This window comes from Paraburkholderia sp. BR10923, assembly GCF_040948765.1.
Taxonomy (GTDB): Bacteria; Pseudomonadota; Gammaproteobacteria; order Burkholderiales; family Burkholderiaceae; genus Paraburkholderia; species Paraburkholderia youngii.
The window spans coordinates 42,524-59,380 of record NZ_JBFPKO010000015.1 but is presented as its reverse complement, the minus strand read 5'-3'; the positions used below and the strand labels follow the sequence as shown (position 1 = coordinate 59,380).

15 protein-coding genes are annotated in these 16,857 nt (G+C 63.3%); 4 read left to right on the top strand and 11 right to left on the bottom strand.

The features are described 5' to 3' along the window. Nucleotides 1-56 precede the first annotated feature (56 nt). The 5 genes from AB3X94_RS25225 to AB3X94_RS25205 form a co-directional block, all read right to left on the bottom strand. The gene (locus AB3X94_RS25225) at nt 57-1,280 is read right to left on the bottom strand and encodes a ribonucleotide-diphosphate reductase subunit beta (RefSeq protein WP_176105010.1); all 1,224 of its coding nucleotides are present in this window, start codon (nt 1,278-1,280) and stop codon (nt 57-59) included. 585 nt (nt 1,281-1,865) lie between these two features. Further along, nucleotides 1,866-4,865 (bottom strand): ribonucleoside-diphosphate reductase subunit alpha, encoded by a 3,000-nt coding sequence (locus AB3X94_RS25220; RefSeq protein WP_368613048.1) that lies wholly within the window; start codon nt 4,863-4,865, stop codon nt 1,866-1,868. A gap of 533 nt (nt 4,866-5,398) precedes the next feature. Continuing rightward, nucleotides 5,399-5,995 (bottom strand): 1,6-anhydro-N-acetylmuramyl-L-alanine amidase AmpD, encoded by a 597-nt coding sequence (gene ampD / locus AB3X94_RS25215; RefSeq protein WP_176105008.1) that lies wholly within the window; start codon nt 5,993-5,995, stop codon nt 5,399-5,401. After that, the gene (locus tag AB3X94_RS25210) at nt 5,992-6,294 is read right to left on the bottom strand and encodes a PP0621 family protein (protein ID WP_176105007.1); all 303 of its coding nucleotides are present in this window, start codon (nt 6,292-6,294) and stop codon (nt 5,992-5,994) included. Before AB3X94_RS25210 ends, ampD begins: the two co-directional genes overlap by 4 nt. An 8-nt stretch (nt 6,295-6,302) precedes the next feature. After that, nucleotides 6,303-7,226: an inner membrane protein YpjD gene (locus AB3X94_RS25205; protein ID WP_176105006.1), complete on the bottom strand. Its 924-nt coding sequence runs from the start codon at nt 7,224-7,226 to the stop codon at nt 6,303-6,305. A gap of 81 nt (nt 7,227-7,307) precedes the next feature. On the opposite strand from AB3X94_RS25205, the gene ffh reads away from it, so the two are divergent. Beyond that, entirely contained in the window at nt 7,308-8,675 is a 1,368-nt protein-coding gene (gene ffh, locus AB3X94_RS25200; protein WP_176105005.1) for a signal recognition particle protein, read from the top strand. 158 nt (nt 8,676-8,833) lie between these two features. Continuing rightward, nucleotides 8,834-9,385: a hypoxanthine-guanine phosphoribosyltransferase gene (locus AB3X94_RS25195; protein ID WP_176105004.1), complete on the top strand. Its 552-nt coding sequence runs from the start codon at nt 8,834-8,836 to the stop codon at nt 9,383-9,385. Nucleotides 9,386-9,477: 92 nt separating this feature from the next. Here the strand turns inward: AB3X94_RS25195 and AB3X94_RS25190 are convergent, their stop codons facing one another. Next, nucleotides 9,478-10,077, bottom strand: a complete 600-nt coding sequence (locus tag AB3X94_RS25190; RefSeq protein WP_176105003.1) for a MarC family protein — start codon at nt 10,075-10,077, stop codon at nt 9,478-9,480. A gap of 12 nt (nt 10,078-10,089) precedes the next feature. Beyond that, the gene (locus tag AB3X94_RS25185; RefSeq protein WP_176105002.1) at nt 10,090-11,826 is read right to left on the bottom strand and encodes a proline--tRNA ligase; all 1,737 of its coding nucleotides are present in this window, start codon (nt 11,824-11,826) and stop codon (nt 10,090-10,092) included. Nucleotides 11,827-12,126: 300 nt separating this feature from the next. Between AB3X94_RS25185 and AB3X94_RS25180 the strand changes: the two genes are divergently transcribed. Together AB3X94_RS25180 and AB3X94_RS25175 are read left to right on the top strand one after the other, a co-directional pair. Beyond that, nucleotides 12,127-12,876, top strand: a complete 750-nt coding sequence (locus tag AB3X94_RS25180) for an RNA pyrophosphohydrolase (RefSeq protein WP_176105001.1) — start codon at nt 12,127-12,129, stop codon at nt 12,874-12,876. Nucleotides 12,877-12,953: 77 nt separating this feature from the next. Continuing rightward, nucleotides 12,954-13,511 (top strand): CNP1-like family protein, encoded by a 558-nt coding sequence (locus AB3X94_RS25175; protein WP_176105000.1) that lies wholly within the window; start codon nt 12,954-12,956, stop codon nt 13,509-13,511. Between the two features lie 121 nt (nt 13,512-13,632). Here the strand turns inward: AB3X94_RS25175 and proB are convergent, their stop codons facing one another. The 4 genes from proB to rplU form a co-directional block, all read right to left on the bottom strand. Beyond that, on the bottom strand, nt 13,633-14,751 hold the full coding sequence (gene proB / locus AB3X94_RS25170) for a glutamate 5-kinase (RefSeq protein WP_368613047.1): 1,119 nt from the start codon (nt 14,749-14,751) through the stop codon (nt 13,633-13,635). A 69-nt stretch (nt 14,752-14,820) separates the two neighbouring features. Then, on the bottom strand, nt 14,821-15,942 hold the full coding sequence (gene cgtA, locus AB3X94_RS25165; protein ID WP_176104998.1) for an Obg family GTPase CgtA: 1,122 nt from the start codon (nt 15,940-15,942) through the stop codon (nt 14,821-14,823). Nucleotides 15,943-16,178: 236 nt separating this feature from the next. Then, nucleotides 16,179-16,439, bottom strand: coding sequence for a 50S ribosomal protein L27 (gene rpmA, locus AB3X94_RS25160; protein ID WP_008923994.1), 261 nt, complete (start codon nt 16,437-16,439; stop codon nt 16,179-16,181). Nucleotides 16,440-16,464: 25 nt separating this feature from the next. Next, complete coding sequence (gene rplU, locus AB3X94_RS25155) at nt 16,465-16,776, bottom strand: 50S ribosomal protein L21 (protein ID WP_007180329.1); 312 nt, start codon at nt 16,774-16,776, stop codon at nt 16,465-16,467. Between the last annotated feature and the right edge of the window lie 81 nt (nt 16,777-16,857).

Genomic DNA, 16,857 nt, shown 5'->3' with positions numbered 1-16,857 from the left:
CGGCCACAGGCGGCGGCATCCCCATCAATGAAACCATCCGCGACGCGAATCCCGGCTCACTCCCAGGAAAGCGCACCGCCAGTCTGATATTCGATCACTCGCGTCTCGAAGAAATTGCGTTCTTTCTTCAGGTCGATCATCTCGCTCATCCACGGGAACGGGTTTTCCTCGTTCGGGTACAGCGGATCGAGACCGATCTGCTGGCAACGGCGGTTGCAGATAAAGCGCAGATAGCTCTTGAACATCGACGCGTTGAGGCCGAGCACGCCGCGCGGCATCGTGTCTTCGGCGTAGCGGTATTCGAGCTCGACCGCCTGCTGGAAGATCGCGCGAATTTCGGCGCGGAACTCAGCCGTCCACAGGTGCGGGTTTTCGAGTTTGATCTGGTTGATCAGGTCGATGCCGAAGTTGCAGTGCATCGACTCGTCGCGAAGGATGTACTGGTACTGCTCCGCCGCGCCGGTCATCTTGTTCTGGCGGCCGAGCGCCAGGATTTGCGTAAAGCCAACGTAGAAGAACAGGCCTTCCATCACACAGGCGAACACGATCAGCGAGCGCAGCAGCGTCTGGTCTGCTTCGAGCGTACCGGTCTTGAAGGCCGGGTCGGTCAGCACGTGGATGTACGGAATCAGGAATTCGTCTTTCGCGCGGATCGACGGGACCTCGTGATACGCGTTGAAAATTTCGCCCTCGTCGAGACCGAGCGACTCGACGATGTACTGGTAAGCGTGCGTGTGGATCGCCTCTTCGAACGCCTGGCGCAGCAGGAACTGGCGGCATTCGGGCGCCGTGATGTGGCGGTAAGTGCCCAGCACGATGTTGTTGGCGGCGAGCGAGTCGGCCGTCACGAAGAAGCCCAGGTTGCGCTTGACGATGCGGCGCTCGTCTTCGGTCAGCCCGTTCGGGTCTTTCCACAGGGCGATGTCGCGCGACATGTTCACTTCCTGCGGCATCCAGTGGTTGGCGCAACCCGCCAGATACTTTTCCCAGGCCCACTTGTACTTGAACGGCACCAGCTGATTGACGTCAGTCTGGCCGTTGATGATGCGCTTGTCGGCGACATTGACGCGCGCTTCGGAAGCGGCCGCCGCGTTGGCAGCATGAGCGACGGGAGCGACAGCGATGTCGTTCGCGAAGACTTCTTGAGCGGATGGAGCATGAGGAGCGGAACGCGTTCCGATTTGCGAACCCACAACCGACCCCGCAGCGTTGCGCAACACGTTCGGTTGCGTCGCGCTCGAGGGAGTTACGGCAGTGATCTCGTCATCCCAGTTGAGCATAAATGTCACCATCAATTTAGAACGGTTTGTACCATCTTTTCACGAGCGATAAAAGAGCTCACTCGCGAAAATTCCTGTTTTCGATTCGCGTTGCTACGTTCATACAACACTTTGTTCGACATGCTGCGTGTGACTCATGCAGTCACGCATCGAGTGACGCGTGATGATCGCGTGTTGAACATGTGTTGCCGAGGTCCTTTGCGAACTCGAAGAGCAACGTTTCGAGACGACGTTTCGTTGCTCTATCTATATGTATTGCGCAGCGTGTTCGCGGCATCCGCCGACTGATCGATGGACCGGTCGATGCCGCGCGAATCGCTCATCGCGAGAGTCGGCGGTGAGCCGCGTCGAGCGTGTTGCGTCAGCGTTGGCGGTTGAGGTGCGATGCCATGTCGAGCGATCGTCTGGTGTTGCCAACTGCTGTGTTGCTTCGCTGCATCGACGAGCGGTGAGACTTCGATACTGCTCACCGCTCATCGACCTGCTTCTACTTCATTAACGGGGCGCGTCGCTCGCCGCCTGCGGGTCATCACCTACGACCCTCGTGTGCAGTTAGCAAGCATCGCTCCCGCTGCTTGCCTCTAGTTACTGGCAAGCCTCGCACTCGTCGAAGCCGGGATCGCCCGGACGCATCATGCAGACCGGACCATCCGCTTCGGGTGCCGCTTCGACTGCGACCGCGGCAGTCGCTGCCGCTGCCTGGAAGCCGCCGCTCACGCCACCCGCCGCGCCGCCCACGCCGAAGCCGCCTGCCGCGCCGCCTGCGCCACCCGAGCCGTCATGACCCGAGCTCACCGCGTTCAGCGCGCCGTGCGCGACCGTCGACTTCTCGACGTGCGTCGCCGCCATCGTGCGCAGATAGTAGGTGGTCTTCAGACCGCGCAGCCATGCGAGCTTGTAGATCTCGTCGAGCTTCTTGCCCGATGCGCCCGCCATGTAAATGTTCAGCGACTGCGCCTGGTCGATCCACTTCTGACGACGCGAGGCCGACTCGACGAGCCACACCGGATCGACTTCGAACGCGGTCGCGTAGATCGCGCGCAGGTCGGCCGGGATGCGGTCGATGCGCGACAGCGTGCCGTCGAAGTACTTCAGGTCGGCGACCATCACTTCGTCCCACAGACCGCGCGCCTTCAGGTCGCGCACCAGGTAGTCGTTGACCACCGTGAACTCGCCCGACAGGTTCGACTTCACGTACAGGTTCTGATAGGTCGGCTCGATGCACGCCGACACGCCGATGATGTTCGAGATCGTCGCGGTCGGCGCGATCGCCACGCAGTTCGAGTTGCGCATGCCGTAGGTCGCGATGCGCGAGCGCAGCGCCGGCCAGTCCATCGACTCGCTCGAATCGACCTCGACATAACCGCCGCGCGCTTCGGCGAGCAGCGCCACCGAATCCTGCGGGAGGATGCCGCGATCCCACAGCGAGCCGCGGTAGCTCGAGTAGCGGCCGCGCTCTTCGGCGAGCTCGGTCGACGCGTAGTACGCGTAGTAGCAAACCGCTTCCATCGAGCGATCGGCGAACTCGACCGCTTCCTGCGACGCGTACGGCGTGCGCAGCACGTGCAGGCAGTCCTGGAAGCCCATGATGCCGAGGCCGACCGGACGGTGCTTCAGGTTCGAGTTACGCGCCTTGGCGACCGCGTAGTAGTTGATGTCGATCACGTTGTCGAGCATGCGCATCGCGACGCTGATCGTGCGCTTGAGCTTGTCGTGGTCGAGCGCCACCGTGCCGTCGGCCTGCTCCTTCAGGTGCGCGACGAGGTTCACCGAGCCGAGGTTACAGACGGCGATTTCGGCGTCGCTGGTGTTCAGCGTGATTTCCGTGCACAGGTTCGACGAGTGAACGACGCCGACGTGCTGCTGCGGCGAGCGCACATTGCACGGGTCCTTGAACGTGATCCACGGATGGCCGGTTTCGAACAGCATGCCGAGCATCTTGCGCCACAGTTGCGCCGCCGGAAGCTTCTTGAACAGCTTGATCTCGCCGCGCGCGACCTTGTCTTCGTAAGCCGTGTAAGCCGCTTCGAATTCGGCGCCGAACTTGTCGTGCAGATCCGGGCAGGTGGACGGCGAGAACAGCGTCCAGTCGCCGCCTTCCATCACGCGCTTCATGAACAGGTCGGGAATCCAGTTCGCGGTGTTCATGTCGTGCGTGCGACGACGGTCGTCGCCGGTGTTCTTGCGCAGCTCGAGGAACTCCTCGATGTCGAGGTGCCACGACTCGAGATACGCGCACACCGCGCCCTTGCGCTTGCCGCCCTGGTTCACCGCGACCGCCGTGTCGTTGACGACCTTCAGGAACGGCACCACGCCCTGCGACTTGCCGTTGGTGCCCTTGATGTGCGAGCCGAGCGCGCGCACACGCGTCCAGTCGTTGCCGAGACCGCCGGCGAACTTTGACAGCAGCGCGTTTTCCTTGAGTGCTTCGTAGATGCCGTCGAGGTCGTCGTCGACCGTGGTGAGGTAGCACGACGACAGCTGCGAGCGGCGCGTGCCAGAGTTGAACAGCGTCGGCGTCGAGCTCATGAAGTCGAAGCTCGACAGCACGTTGTAGAACTCGATCGCGCGCGCTTCGCGGTCGATCTCGTTCAGCGACAGACCCATCGCGACACGCATAAAGAATGCCTGCGGCATTTCGATACGCACGTTGTCGTGATGCAGGAAGTAGCGGTCGTAGAGCGTCTGCAGACCGAGGTAGCCGAACTGCAGATCACGGTTCGCGTCGAGCGCGGCGCCCAGACGCTTCAGGTCGAACTGCAGCAGCTTGTCGTCGAGCAGCTCGGCTTGCACGCCGCGCTTGATGAACTGCGGGAAGTACTCGGCGTAGCGCTCGCCCATTTCGGCTTGCGTGACTTCTTCTTCGAGGATCTCGCGGCGGATCGTGTGCAGCAGGATGCGCGCGGTGACCTGGCTGTAAGCCGGGTCCTTTTCGATCATCGTGCGGGCAGCGAGGATGGCCGAGTCGTACACCTGGCTCATCGGCACGCCGTCGTACAGGTTCTTCACCGTTTCCGCGACGATCGGCTCGGCGCTCACCGCGTCGCCGAGGTTCGCGCATGCGGACTCGATGATGCCGCGCAGCGCGGCCATGTCCAGCGGACGCGTGATGCCGTTGTCGGTCACGTTCAGGCCCGGCGTGCTCGCGGCATCTGCATGGTCGTCATGTGCGCGCGCCTGGTTGCGCTTCTCGCGATACAGCACGTAAGCACGCGCGACGTTGTGCTCACCGCCGCGCATCAGCGCGAGTTCGACCTGATCCTGAATGTCTTCGATATGGAACGTGCCGCCGTTCGGACGGCTGCGCAGCAGCGCGCGCACCACGTTCTGCGTGAGTTGCTCGACCAGTTCGCGCACCCGTGCCGACGCCGCGCCCTGACCACCGTTGACGGCGAGGAACGCCTTCGTCACGGCGATCGCGATTTTCGACGGCTCGAACGACACCACGGTGCCGTTGCGGCGGATCACCTTGTAGTCGGCGTAGCTCGCTTGCGGCGCGAGCGACTGTGCGCCGTGAGTCTGGCCGAAAGCCTGGCCAGTCGGTGAGCCCTCGTACCGGGTCGTCACGTTGTCGGTGGTTTGCATGTGCAAAGCTCCTGGTCTTGGAAATGGCGGCGGGTGCCGCGGATTAAATCGAACGCCGCGCCGTCGCGTGCGCGAGCGATGAGGTGCAGGAAGGCCGGCTACGCCGGTTGGCGGGATGCAACTGCGAGGAAGCCTGGTTCGATTTGATGACGGTCTTCATCGGGTCGGTCGCGATCACTGGCTGGTCCTTTCCTGAATGCTTCTGGATGCGGCCGGAGATCCCCCAACGGCTGCGCCCCAGGAATTTTTTTCGCTGCCTGGAATGCTTGCGGCGCCGTGCTCGGGGAGCGGGGCGCCGCAGACTTATCCACTCTTATTCACTCGGTTATGCACATGGTTATTCACAGCACAACACAAGATATAGTGCGAAACTCAGTTGTCGGCACCAAGTATAGTGGAGATTCGAGACAGGTCAAACCGTTTTATTTGCGTTCGAAGTCTTGACTTTTGCGTCGCGCGACGCGCATAAGCTCCCCGGAGAAGCAGGCTGCGCCTCGTTCTCTGCGGATCACGCAAGATCGTGCGAAGGGGGATTACCGCGTTTCGGAAAACTTGAGATAGGGGAAATACCGACCGTCGAGCAACGTGTCGCGTTGCAGCCGCGGCCACTCGAAATGTGGACCGGGATCGGTCTTGCGACCGGGCGCGATGTCGGAGTGACCAGCAAGCGCGTCGATCGGATAGCGCGCCTTCAGTGCGCTCACTAGCGCGGCGAGCGTGCGGTATTGCGCCGCTTCGAAGGCGGTGGTGTCGCTGCCTTCAAGCTCGATGCCGATCGAGAAATCATTGCAGCGCTCGCGGCCGAAAAAATTCGACGGTCCCGCGTGCCACGCGCGCTCGTTGCACGACACGAACTGCTCGAGCGCGCCGTCGCGATGAATCACGAAATGCGCGGACACACGCACGCCGCGCAGATGCGAGTCGTAGTACGGGTGAGCGTCACAGTCGAGCGTGTTCTGGAACAGCTCGGCAATCGCGGTGCCGCCGAACTCGTTCGGCGGCAGGCTGATGTTGTGAACGACGATCAGGGTCGGCACCGCGCCTTGCGGCCGCGCTTCGAAGTTCGGCGAGGGGAGCTTGCGTGCGGCGGGAACCCAGCCGTCGGCATCGACGGTGAAGACGTCGCTCATCGGGCGTCGCGGCCGCTCGGACGCGCGCCGTGACGCTGCGCGTGCGCGGCGCAACAGAACGCCTGCCCCGCGACGCTGACCGAATCGCTCTTCGGTGCGTGCACGCCGCACTCGACGCAGCGAATCATCGGTTCGGCAAGCTGCGGCTGTTGTCCATTCGAAGAACGCGCGCCGCCATTCGCGGCGCCGGCACCGTTGGCGCCGCGCGCGCCGGTGCGTTGCGTGTCGTGGCGGCGCAGTGCCTTCACGAGCCACTGTCCGACGATGAACAGCAGAATCAACAAAAAGATTTGTCGCATGGGGACGCTCACACTACAGGCCGGTGCAACAGCACCTCTAAAACGAAACGGCTGCCGACGTACGCGAGCAACAGCGCGACGAACGAGGCCAGCACCCAGCGCAATGCCGCACGGCCGCGCCAGCCGGACACCTTGCGCGCCGTCAGCAGCGCGCCGAACATCACCCACGAAAGAATCGCGAACACAGTTTTGTGATCGAGCCGCAACGCGCGGTCGAGCAGTTGCTCGCTGAACAGGATGCCCGACAGCAGCGTCAGCGTAAGCAACACGAAGCCGGCGCCGATCAGACGGAACAGCAGCTTCTCGAGTGTGAGCAGCGGCGGCAGCGTGTCGAGCCAGCTCGACCACCAGCCGTTGCCCGACGCCGCGTGTCGCTGCGCGAGAGCGCCGCGCATCGAATGCAAACGCCGCTCGACCGCCAGCATCAGCACCGCGTGCAGCGCGGCGATCGCGAACAGACCGTACGCTATGTTCGCGATCAGGAAGTGCAGCTTGAACATCGGCGCGGCCGCATACGGCAGCACGCGCACGCCGCCGAACGCGAGCGGCAGCAGCGATGCGGCGCACGCGAGCGGCAACACCAGCAGGCGCAGTCCGTCGAGCGGGAAGAAGAAGCTTTCGATCCAGTAGATGCCGGCGCCGAGCCAGAACATCGCCGACAGCGCGAACGCGAAGCCGAACACCATCGCGTTCTGCGGGAAGATCGTGGTATGCAGCAGTACGCCGTGAGCGAGCAGCGCGACGAATAACAGCGCGCGCCCGGGCGCGCTCATGCCAGAGGCCACCAGAGCGCCCGCGTGCACGGCTTGATCGGGCAGCGGCGGCACGCTCTCGAGCAGCGGACGCACGGCCGCGTGCCGGTGCGAGCGCCAGCCGGCCACGGCAAGACCGCCGTAGAGAAGCGCGGTGAGGGCATACAGTACAATATCCATATTCGAAGTTTACACTAGGGCCCTTCCCCGCGACGCCTTCTGCTTCGCGCGCTGCGCGGGCCCCACCGTTCATCGCTCCCCATGCTCGACAATCTGACTCAACGGATGGCGCGCGTCGTCAAGACGCTGCGCGGCGAAGCCCGGCTCACCGAGGCGAACACCCAGGAAATGCTGCGCGAGGTGCGTCTCGCACTGCTCGAGGCCGACGTGGCGCTGCCCGTCGTGCGCGAGTTCATCGCGAAGGTCAAGGAGAAGGCGCTCGGCGAGGAAGTGATCGCCAGCCTGTCGCCGGGTCAGGCGCTCGTCGGCGTGGTGCAGCGCGAGCTGACCGCGGTGATCGGCGGCGATTACGAGGGCAAGGCCTCCGAACTCAATCTCGCCGTCACGCCGCCTGCGATCATCCTGATGGCGGGTCTGCAGGGCGCCGGTAAAACGACCACGGTCGGCAAGCTCGCGAAGCTGCTGCGCGAGAAGTACAAGAAGAAGGTGCTGACGGTTTCGTGCGACGTCTATCGTCCCGCCGCTATCGCGCAGCTGAAAACGGTGACCGAGCAGGTCGGCGCGGACTTCTTCCCATCGGAGCCGAACCAGAAGCCGGTCGACATCGCGCGCGCCGCGGTCGACTGGGCCAAGCGCCACTATCACGACGTGCTGCTCGTCGACACGGCCGGACGTCTCGGTATCGACGAAGCGATGATGCAGGAAATCGCCGCGCTGCACGCCGAGCTGAAGCCGGCGGAAACGCTGTTCGTCGTCGACGCGATGCTCGGTCAGGACGCGGTCAACACCGCGAAGGCGTTCAGCGATGCGCTGCCGCTCACCGGCGTCGTGCTCACCAAGCTCGACGGTGATTCGCGCGGCGGCGCGGCGCTGTCGGTGCGTCACGTGACGGGCAAGCCGGTCAAGTTCGTGGGCGTCGCCGAAAAGCTCGACGGCCTCGAAGTATTCCACCCCGACCGCATGGCGAGCCGGATTCTCGGCATGGGCGATATTCTCGCGCTCGTCGAGGAAGCGCAGCGCGGCGTCGACGTGCAGGCCGCGCAGAAGCTCGCCGACAAGGTCAAGAAAGGCGGCGACTTCGACCTCAACGATTTCCGCGCGCAGCTCTCGCAAATGAAGGGCATGGGCGGCTTGTCGTCGCTGATGGACAAGCTGCCCGCGCAGTTCCAGCAGGCCGCCGCCGGCGCCGACATGAGCCAGGCCGAGAAGCAGATGCGCCGCATGGAAGGCATCATCAACTCGATGACGCCGGCCGAGCGCGCCAAACCCGAACTGATCAAGGCGACCCGCAAGCGCCGCATCGCCGCGGGCGCGGGCGTGCAGGTGCAGGAAGTCAACCGCATGCTGAACCAGTACGAACAGATGCGCACGATGATGAAGAAGCTCAAGGGCGGCAACCTGCAGAAGATGATGCGCGGCATGAAGGGCATGATGCCCGGCATGCGCTAAGCTTGATGGGACCGGCGCGCGCTCGCGCCGATGCGCGGCGTGGCTGACTTCGGCATCGTGCGGGTTTATTCTGTAGCGCATCGCGTCGTCCCTCGCGGGAACGTCCCTCGGGATGTTGCCACTCACACTATGTATACAGTTATCGGCCGTCAGACGTCATGAACCGCGAAGAAGCCCTGCAGATTTTTCAACATTCCGAAGAGATCGTTTCGGCCTCGGACGTCACTGCGTCAATCACCCGCATGGCGGCCGCCATCCGCGACGAGATGAGCGAGGACTTCCCGCTCGTGCTGTCGGTGATGGGCGGCGCCGCGGTGTTCACCGGCATGCTGCTGCCGCACCTCGATTTCCCGCTCGAGTTCGACTACATCCATCTGACGCGCTACCGCAATACGACGAAGGGCAGCAACGAGATGCAATGGCGCGTCGCGCCGGCCGAGTCGGTCAAGGATCGCGTGGTGCTCGTGCTCGACGACATCCTCGACGAAGGCGAGACGATGGCCGCGATCCGCGACCGCATTCTCGCGATGGGCGCGAAGCGCTTCCTGTCCGCGGTGCTGTGCGAGAAGATCATTCCGAAGGCGAAGCCGCTGCGCCCTGATTACTGCGGCTTCGAAGTGCCGGACCGGTACGTGTTCGGCTGCGGGATGGATGCGAAGGGCTACTGGCGCAATCTGCCGACCATTCGGGCGTTGACCGAGGGGGCGTGAGCGGCGCATCCGCGTACCGGCGAAAAAAAGCAGCCTGCCCGGCTGCTTTTTTTATGGCTGCGACGGTGGCGGCTCGCGCACCGGCTCCCGCCTTACAACTTGTGCACGAAAGAGCGGATCCCGCCGAGCATCATCTCGACTGAAATCGCGACGAGCACCAGCCCCATCAGCCGCTCGAACGCCGCCATCACCCGTTCACCGAGCCACGCCTGAATGCGCTCGGCGAGCATCAGCACGATCGCGCAGATGATCATCGTGACGGTCAGCGCGCCGACCCACTCGAACGTCTTGCCCGGCGCCTGCGAGGTCAGCAGCATGACGGTCGCCAACGCCGACGGACCTGCGAGCGCCGGAATCGCGAGCGGCACGATCAGCGGCTCGCCGCCGCGCGCGTCGCCGCCGAATGGACCGTCCGGATGCGGAAACACCATGCGCAGCGCGATCAGAAACAGCACGATGCCGCCGCCGATCCGCAGCGACTGGTCACTCAGGCTCATCATGCGCAGAAAGCTCTGCCCGAGCACCATGAACACCAGCAGGATCGCAAACGCGATCGCGACCTCGCGCAGGATCACCACCGTGCGGCGCTCCGGCGACACCCCACGCAGACAGCTGATGAAGATCGGGATGTTGCCGAGCGGATCGGTGATCAGGATCAGCAGCACCGTCGCGGACAGGAAGGTGTACTCCACTGCCCGCCCCGCTTAGTTCGCGAGCGCCGCGCGCACTTTGTCGATCACGGTCTGCGCGGCGTCCGCGACTGGCAGCAGCGTCGCTTCGGCGTCGCGACGGCCCTGATACTCGATCTTGCCGTCCTTCAGCCCGCGGTCGCCGATCACCAGCCGATGCGGCACGCCGATCAGTTCCCAGTCGGCGAACATCACGCCCGGACGCTCGCCGCGATCGTCGAGGATCACGTCGATGCCGGCCGCGACGAGTTCCGCGTACAGCTTGTCGGCCTGCTCACGTACCGCGTCGCTGCGGTCGTAGCCCATCGGGCACAGCACGACTTCGAACGGCGCGATCGACTCCGGCCAGATGATGCCTTTGTCGTCGAAATTCTGTTCGATCGCGGCGCCGAGAATACGCGTGACGCCGATACCGTAACAGCCCATTTCCATCGGCCGCGGCTTGCCGGTTTCGTCGAGACAGGTCGCGTTCATCGCTTCGGAGTACTTCGTGCCGAGCTGGAACACGTGGCCCACTTCGATGCCGCGGCAGATGTCGAGCACGCCCTTGCCGTCCGGCGACGGATCGCCCTTCTTCACGTTGCGGATGTCGGCGACGACCGGCTCCGGCAGGTCGCGGCCCCAGTTCACGCCGGTGGTGTGATAGTCGACCTCGTTCGAGCCGACCACGAAGTCGCTCATGTTCGCGACCGTGCTGTCGGCGATCACCTTGACCGGCTTCTTCGTGTTGATCGGACCGAGATAACCCGGCGGCGTGCCGAACGTCTCGATGATCTCGGCTTCGGTCGCCATGCGGAAGTCGGCGAGGCCGGGCAGCTTGCCGACCTTGATCTCGTTCAGGTCGTGGTCGCCGCGCAGCATCAGCAGCCAGATGGTCGGCTCGGCGCCTTCGTTTTCGGTGGCGAGAATGACCGACTTGATCGTGCGCTCGAGCGGAATGTTCAGCAGTTCGGCGACCGCCTCGCACTTCGCCTTGCCGGGCGTCGCGGTCTTTTTCATGTCCTCGGCCGGCGCGGCGCGTTGCGCGATCAGCGGCAGCGCGTCGGCGGCCTCGACGTTCGCGGCGAAATCGGAACTCGGGCAATAGGCGATCGCGTCTTCGCCGGTGTCGGCGATCACGTGGAACTCATGCGAGCCGCTGCCGCCAATCGAGCCGTTGTCCGCCGCGACCGCGCGGAACTCGAGGCCGAGGCGCGTGAAGATGCGCACGTAAGCGTCGTACATCTTGCGATACGACTCGCGCAGACCTTCCGCGTCCTTGTCGAACGAGTACGCGTCTTTCATGATGAATTCGCGGCCGCGCATCACGCCGAAACGCGGACGGATCTCATCGCGGAACTTCGTCTGGATCTGATAGAAGTTGACCGGCAACTGGCGATAGCTCTTGATCTGGTTGCGCGCGATGTCGGTCACGACTTCCTCGTGCGTCGGGCCCATCACGAAATCGGCCTGCTTGCGGTCCTTGAAGCGCAACAGCTCGGGACCATACTTTTCCCAGCGGCCCGATTCCTGCCACAGTTCGGCCGGCTGCACGGCCGGCATCAACAGCTCGATGGCGCCTGCCCGGTTCATTTCCTCGCGCACGATCGCTTCCACCTTGCGGATCGAACGCAGGCCGACCGGCAGGTAGTTGTAGATACCGCCCGCGACGCGGCGGATCATGCCCGCGCGCACCATGAGCTTGTGGCTGATGATTTCGGCGTCGGCGGGCGCTTCTTTGAGGGTGCCGATAAAGAAACGGGAAGCTTTCATTCAAGGTGTCCAAAAGCGGCGGCTTCCGGTGGGACCGCCAGAAAAGGTGAAAACATGGGGAAAATCGACACAGATCAGCGGCGAAGCCAGCGGGGTTCGCCCGACTGGCGGCGCCCTGCCCCCGTGCGGCGCCGAAACCGCCGCGCAAAGCCTCTCGCAAGGGATCGGGCACGCAAAACCGACAGGCTACCGCAAACACGGGCTGTTGCGGCGAATCGCGGCAATCTCATGCGATTCGGTGCGTAGGGTCCGTTATCTGTTTATAATCAAAGCAATTTTAAAGGATTCGAAGGTGGTTGTATGCTGGATCGTGAAGGCTTTCGCCCGAACGTCGGCATCATCCTCTTGAACGCGCACAACGAGGTGTTTTGGGGCAAACGGCTCCGTGAACATTCCTGGCAGTTTCCGCAAGGGGGCATCAAATATGGCGAGACCCCCGTGCAAGCGATGTATCGGGAGTTACACGAAGAGACCGGACTGCTTCCTGAGCACGTCAAGGTGATCGGTCGCACGCGCGACTGGTTGCGTTATGAGGTGCCTGACAAGTTCATCAAGCGCGAAGTACGCGGTCATTACCGCGGCCAGAAACAAATCTGGTTTTTGCTCCGGATGGTAGGACGCGACTGCGACATCTGTCTGCGCGCCACCGACCACCCTGAGTTCGATGCGTGGCGTTGGAACGAGTATTGGGTACCGCTCGACTGTGTGATCGAGTTCAAGCGGGATGTGTATCAGTTGGCGCTGACGGAGTTGTCCCGTTTCATGCGCCGGCCTGCGCCGCGTGCGGAAAAACCTGGCGGGCATCATGGGTCGCGTTATCCTCGGATAGCGTCGTCGATGCAAAGCCCGCCGGATTCCGCGGTAAGCACGGTGGTCACCACCGTCACTACCGTAAGTTCGGTCAGTGTCGAAACTTCGACGCGCGTGCTGGTCGTGCCGGATTGCGGCCCCGGCTCACCGGATGCAAACATTGCACCGGAGCATGAGCACGAAACGGCCGAAGCCGACGAGGTCGGCGCCCCGTCAGTCCGACGAGGGGTGCGCGATTAACCATTCCAAGGCGGCGGCTCACGCCGCCTCTCTCTGGCGCGGCCTTCGGGCCGCGTCCGTCTTTCGAGGGAATCAGATTGAAAGCATTTGCACTCGCCGTGGCATGCGTCGCCACCGGCGCCCTGCTGGCAGGCTGTTCGAGCGCCGGCAAACCGACCAATAAAGACGACAGCGAGTTCGTCTATCTGCTGGATCGTAAGAGCAACTGGGTTGAAAACAAGGTCGACACGTTGCCGCCGCTGCCCACCGACACGAACCTGCTGCCGTTCGAGGTCTCCGGCAATACGCCGCTGCAATTCGCGATCGACCCGAAATCGGTCAGCGTCGGCGACGACGGTGTCGTGCGTTACACGGTGGTCGTCACGAGCCCGGGCGGCGCGCGCAACGTCAATTACGAGGGCATCCGCTGCGATACGTATGAATGGCGTCAGTACGCGGGCCTCAACGCCGATCACGACGGCTGGGACACGACGGTCGCGAACCAGTTTTCGCGCATCGAAAACGGTGCGCTGAACGCGTACCAGGCCGCGCTGTATCAGGACTATATGTGCGCGAACAAGATTCCGACCGGCAACGCGCAGCGCATCGTCGAGAACATTCGTTACAAGCGCACGCAGACGTCGCAGATTCATTGAGGCCGTTTGTGCGGCACACCTGATTCAGGCGCCGTTGCCTACGCATGACGACAAAAAGCCGTTCCAGCCTGCGCCGGAACGGCTTTTTTGTCGGCGCTTTGTGCGCTCGCATCCTGAAAGATCAAATCAGCACGAGATTGTCGCGGTGAATCAGCTCGGGCTCCAGCATATAGCCCAGCACCGACTCGATTTCGCCGCTCGGACGACGCTGGATCAGCTTGGTTTCCGCGCTGCTGTAGTTCGTCAAACCACGTGCGACTTCACGGCCCGACGCGCTCAGACACGCGATCACCTCGCCGCGCGCGAAAGCGCCCTGCACGCCGACGATGCCGATCGGCAGCAGGCTCTTGCCGCCGGCGGTCAATTTTTCGACCGCGCCGTCATCGATCACGACGTGGCCGCGCACCTGCAGGTGATCGGCCATCCATTGCTTGCGCGCCGCCATGCGCGCGGTGCGCGCGATCAGCTGCGTGCCGATCGCCTCGCCGGCCGCCAGTCTCAGCAGCACGTCCGCTTCGCGCCCACTCGCGATCACCGTATTGGCGCCGCTATGGGCTGCGCGCTTCGCGGCAAGAATTTTGGTCAGCATGCCGCCGCGGCCGAGGCTCGAGCCCGCGCCGCCCGCCATCGCTTCCAGATCGGGCGCGCCGGCGTCGGCTTGCTGGACGAGCGTCGCGTTCGGGTTCTTGCGCGGATCGGCAGTGAAGAGCCCTTGCTGGTCCGTCAGAATGATCAGCGCGTCGCCCTCGATCAGATTGGCGACCAGCGCGCCGAGCGTGTCGTTGTCGCCGAACTTGATTTCGTCGGTGACGACCGTGTCGTTCTCGTTGATGATCGGTACGACACCGAGCCGCAGCAGCGTGAGCAGCGTGGAGCGCGCATTCAGATAGCGCTCGCGGTCGGCGAGGTCGGCGTGAGTGAGCAGGATCTGCGCAGTCTGGATGGAATGCTCGGCAAAGCGGCTTTCGTACACTTGCGCGAGGCCCATCTGGCCGACCGCCGCAGCCGCCTGCAATTCATCGATTTCACGCGGCCGCTTGTTCCAGCCGAGCCGCTGCATGCCCTCGGCGATCGCGCCCGAACTGACCAGCACGACTTCCTTGCCCTGCGCGCGCAGTGCGGCAATTTGCGCGGCCCAGCGGCCGATGGCCGCATGATCGAGGCCGCGTCCGTCGTTTGTGACGAGGCTCGAACCGACTTTGACGACCAATCGCCGTGAATCTGCGATGACGGAACGCATTGTGCGCTGTCTCCCAAGATGACGCGTGATGCATGCCGACACCCGCCGCAGGCGCCGGCGCTCGAGTTGTTATTCCTGCGGATCGGTGCCGGCTTCGCGGGTCGCGGCCGGTACTTGCGTCCCCTCGCGGAAACGCACGTCGGAGGCGAGGTCTTCGGCTTCGGCCGCGCGTTGCGCGTCCGAGTGCTCGGCGAGGTAGTCGAACACCGCATAGCAAAGATTTTCACAGCCCTGGCCGGTCAGAGCCGAGATCTCGAACACCGGACCATCCCAGCCGAAACCTTCGAGGAAAGCCGCCACGCGCGCTTCGCGATCGTCCTCAGGCACCATGTCCAGCTTGTTCAGCACGAGCCAGCGCGGCTTCTGATAGAGCTCTTCGTCGTACTTGCGCAGTTCGTTGACGATCGCCTTCGCTTCCGCGACCGGATCGATCGATTCATCGAACGGTGCGATGTCGACGATATGCAGCAGCAGCCCGGTACGTTGCAGGTGACGCAAGAATTGATGGCCGAGGCCGGCGCCTTCCGCCGCGCCTTCGATCAGCCCCGGAATGTCCGCAATCACAAAGCTGCGGCTCGGTCCGACGCGCACGACGCCGAGGTTCGGCGCGAGTGTGGTGAACGGGTAATCGGCAATTTTTGGCTTCGCGTTCGACACCGACGAGATGAACGTCGACTTGCCTGCATTGGGCATGCCGAGCAGACCGACGTCGGCCAACACTTTCAGTTCGAGGCGGACCATGCGGCGCTCGCCCGGCTTGCCGTCGGTCTTTTGACGCGGCGCGCGGTTCGTGCTGGACTTGAAATGGAGGTTGCCGAGACCGCCGGCGCCGCCTTGCGCGATTTGCACGCTCTGGTTGTGCTCGGTCAGATCTGCGATCAGCTCGCCGGTTTCCATGTCCGTGATGGTCGTGCCAACCGGCATGCGCAGCGTGATGTCGTCGCCGCCCTTGCCGTAGCAATCGGAGCCGCGGCCGTTTTCGCCGTTGCGCGCCAGATGTTTTTTCGCGTAGCGGTAGTCGATCAGCGTGTTGATGTTGCGGTCAGCAACCGCGATCACGCTGCCGCCCCGGCCGCCATCACCGCCATCGGGACCGCCGAACGGAACGAACTTCTCGCGGCGCATCGACGCGCTGCCATCCCCTCCGTCGCCGGCGATGACTTCAATCCTCGCTTCGTCAATGAACTTCATGCGTTACTCCGTCCCGTGGTGTACTGCCCGATTCGATGCAGGGGTTGATACTGATTGGATGCTTGCTATTTTGCCGCGCGCGCCGCGCGTTGATCAATCGACCGAACGGCATAGTCGCCGGTGATGAGCTGTCGGCTGCGCGGCTTCGGCGCCACACGAAAGAGGCGCCGCAATAAAAAAAGCCCCGCGAACTTCGCGGGGCCTTTTCCGGTCCTGAAGCCCGTGCCTGATTAAACTCAGGCTGCCGGGACGACGGAAACGGTGTGCTTCTTCGCCGCGCCCTTCGTCGAGAACTGGACGTGGCCGTCCTTCAGCGCGAACAGGGTGTGATCCTTGCCCATGCCGACGTTCTCGCCAGCGTGCATACGCGTACCGCGCTGACGCACGATGATGCCACCAGCGTTGATAGCCTGGCCGCCGTAAACCTTAACGCCGAGGCGCTTCGATTCGGAGTCGCGGCCGTTCCGGGACGATCCGCCTGCCTTTTTGTGTGCCATTTGATTTGCTCCTTAACCGGTGCGCTTACGCGTTGATCGCGTCGATGCGCAGTTCGGTATAGTTCTGGCGGTGGCCGCCATGCTTCTGGTAGTGCTTCCGGCGACGCATCTTGAAGATCGTCACTTTGGCGTGACGCCCTTGCGACACGACGGTAGCCTTGACGGAAGCCCCACTGACCAGCGGCGTACCGAACTTAATCGATTCGCCTTCGCCCACTGCGAGAACCTGGTCGAGCGTGATTTCAGCGTCAATGTCTGCCGGTATCTGTTCTACTTTAAGTTTTTCGCCGACGGCAACCTTGTACTGCTTGCCACCGGTTTTTATGACCGCGTACATTGAAAACCTCACTCTGTATTCATTTTTCCCACGCACCGCGCGCGGAAACTCTCAATTATACATAGAGTTAGCTGCTCGGTC

Coding starts and splice junctions, on each gene's coding strand:
- AB3X94_RS25225 (WP_176105010.1), bottom strand. CDS start 1,280: ATGCTCAACTGGGATGACGAGATCACTGCCGTAACTCCCTCGAGCGCG.
- AB3X94_RS25220 (WP_368613048.1), bottom strand. CDS start 4,865: ATGCAAACCACCGACAACGTGACGACCCGGTACGAGGGCTCACCGACT.
- ampD (WP_176105008.1), bottom strand. CDS start 5,995: ATGAGCGACGTCTTCACCGTCGATGCCGACGGCTGGGTTCCCGCCGCA.
- AB3X94_RS25210 (WP_176105007.1), bottom strand. CDS start 6,294: ATGCGACAAATCTTTTTGTTGATTCTGCTGTTCATCGTCGGACAGTGG.
- AB3X94_RS25205 (WP_176105006.1), bottom strand. CDS start 7,226: ATGGATATTGTACTGTATGCCCTCACCGCGCTTCTCTACGGCGGTCTT.
- ffh (WP_176105005.1), top strand. CDS start 7,308: ATGCTCGACAATCTGACTCAACGGATGGCGCGCGTCGTCAAGACGCTG.
- AB3X94_RS25195 (WP_176105004.1), top strand. CDS start 8,834: ATGAACCGCGAAGAAGCCCTGCAGATTTTTCAACATTCCGAAGAGATC.
- AB3X94_RS25185 (WP_176105002.1), bottom strand. CDS start 11,826: ATGAAAGCTTCCCGTTTCTTTATCGGCACCCTCAAAGAAGCGCCCGCC.
- AB3X94_RS25180 (WP_176105001.1), top strand. CDS start 12,127: ATGCTGGATCGTGAAGGCTTTCGCCCGAACGTCGGCATCATCCTCTTG.
- proB (WP_368613047.1), bottom strand. CDS start 14,751: ATGCGTTCCGTCATCGCAGATTCACGGCGATTGGTCGTCAAAGTCGGT.
- cgtA (WP_176104998.1), bottom strand. CDS start 15,942: ATGAAGTTCATTGACGAAGCGAGGATTGAAGTCATCGCCGGCGACGGA.
- rpmA (WP_008923994.1), bottom strand. CDS start 16,439: ATGGCACACAAAAAGGCAGGCGGATCGTCCCGGAACGGCCGCGACTCC.
- rplU (WP_007180329.1), bottom strand. CDS start 16,776: ATGTACGCGGTCATAAAAACCGGTGGCAAGCAGTACAAGGTTGCCGTC.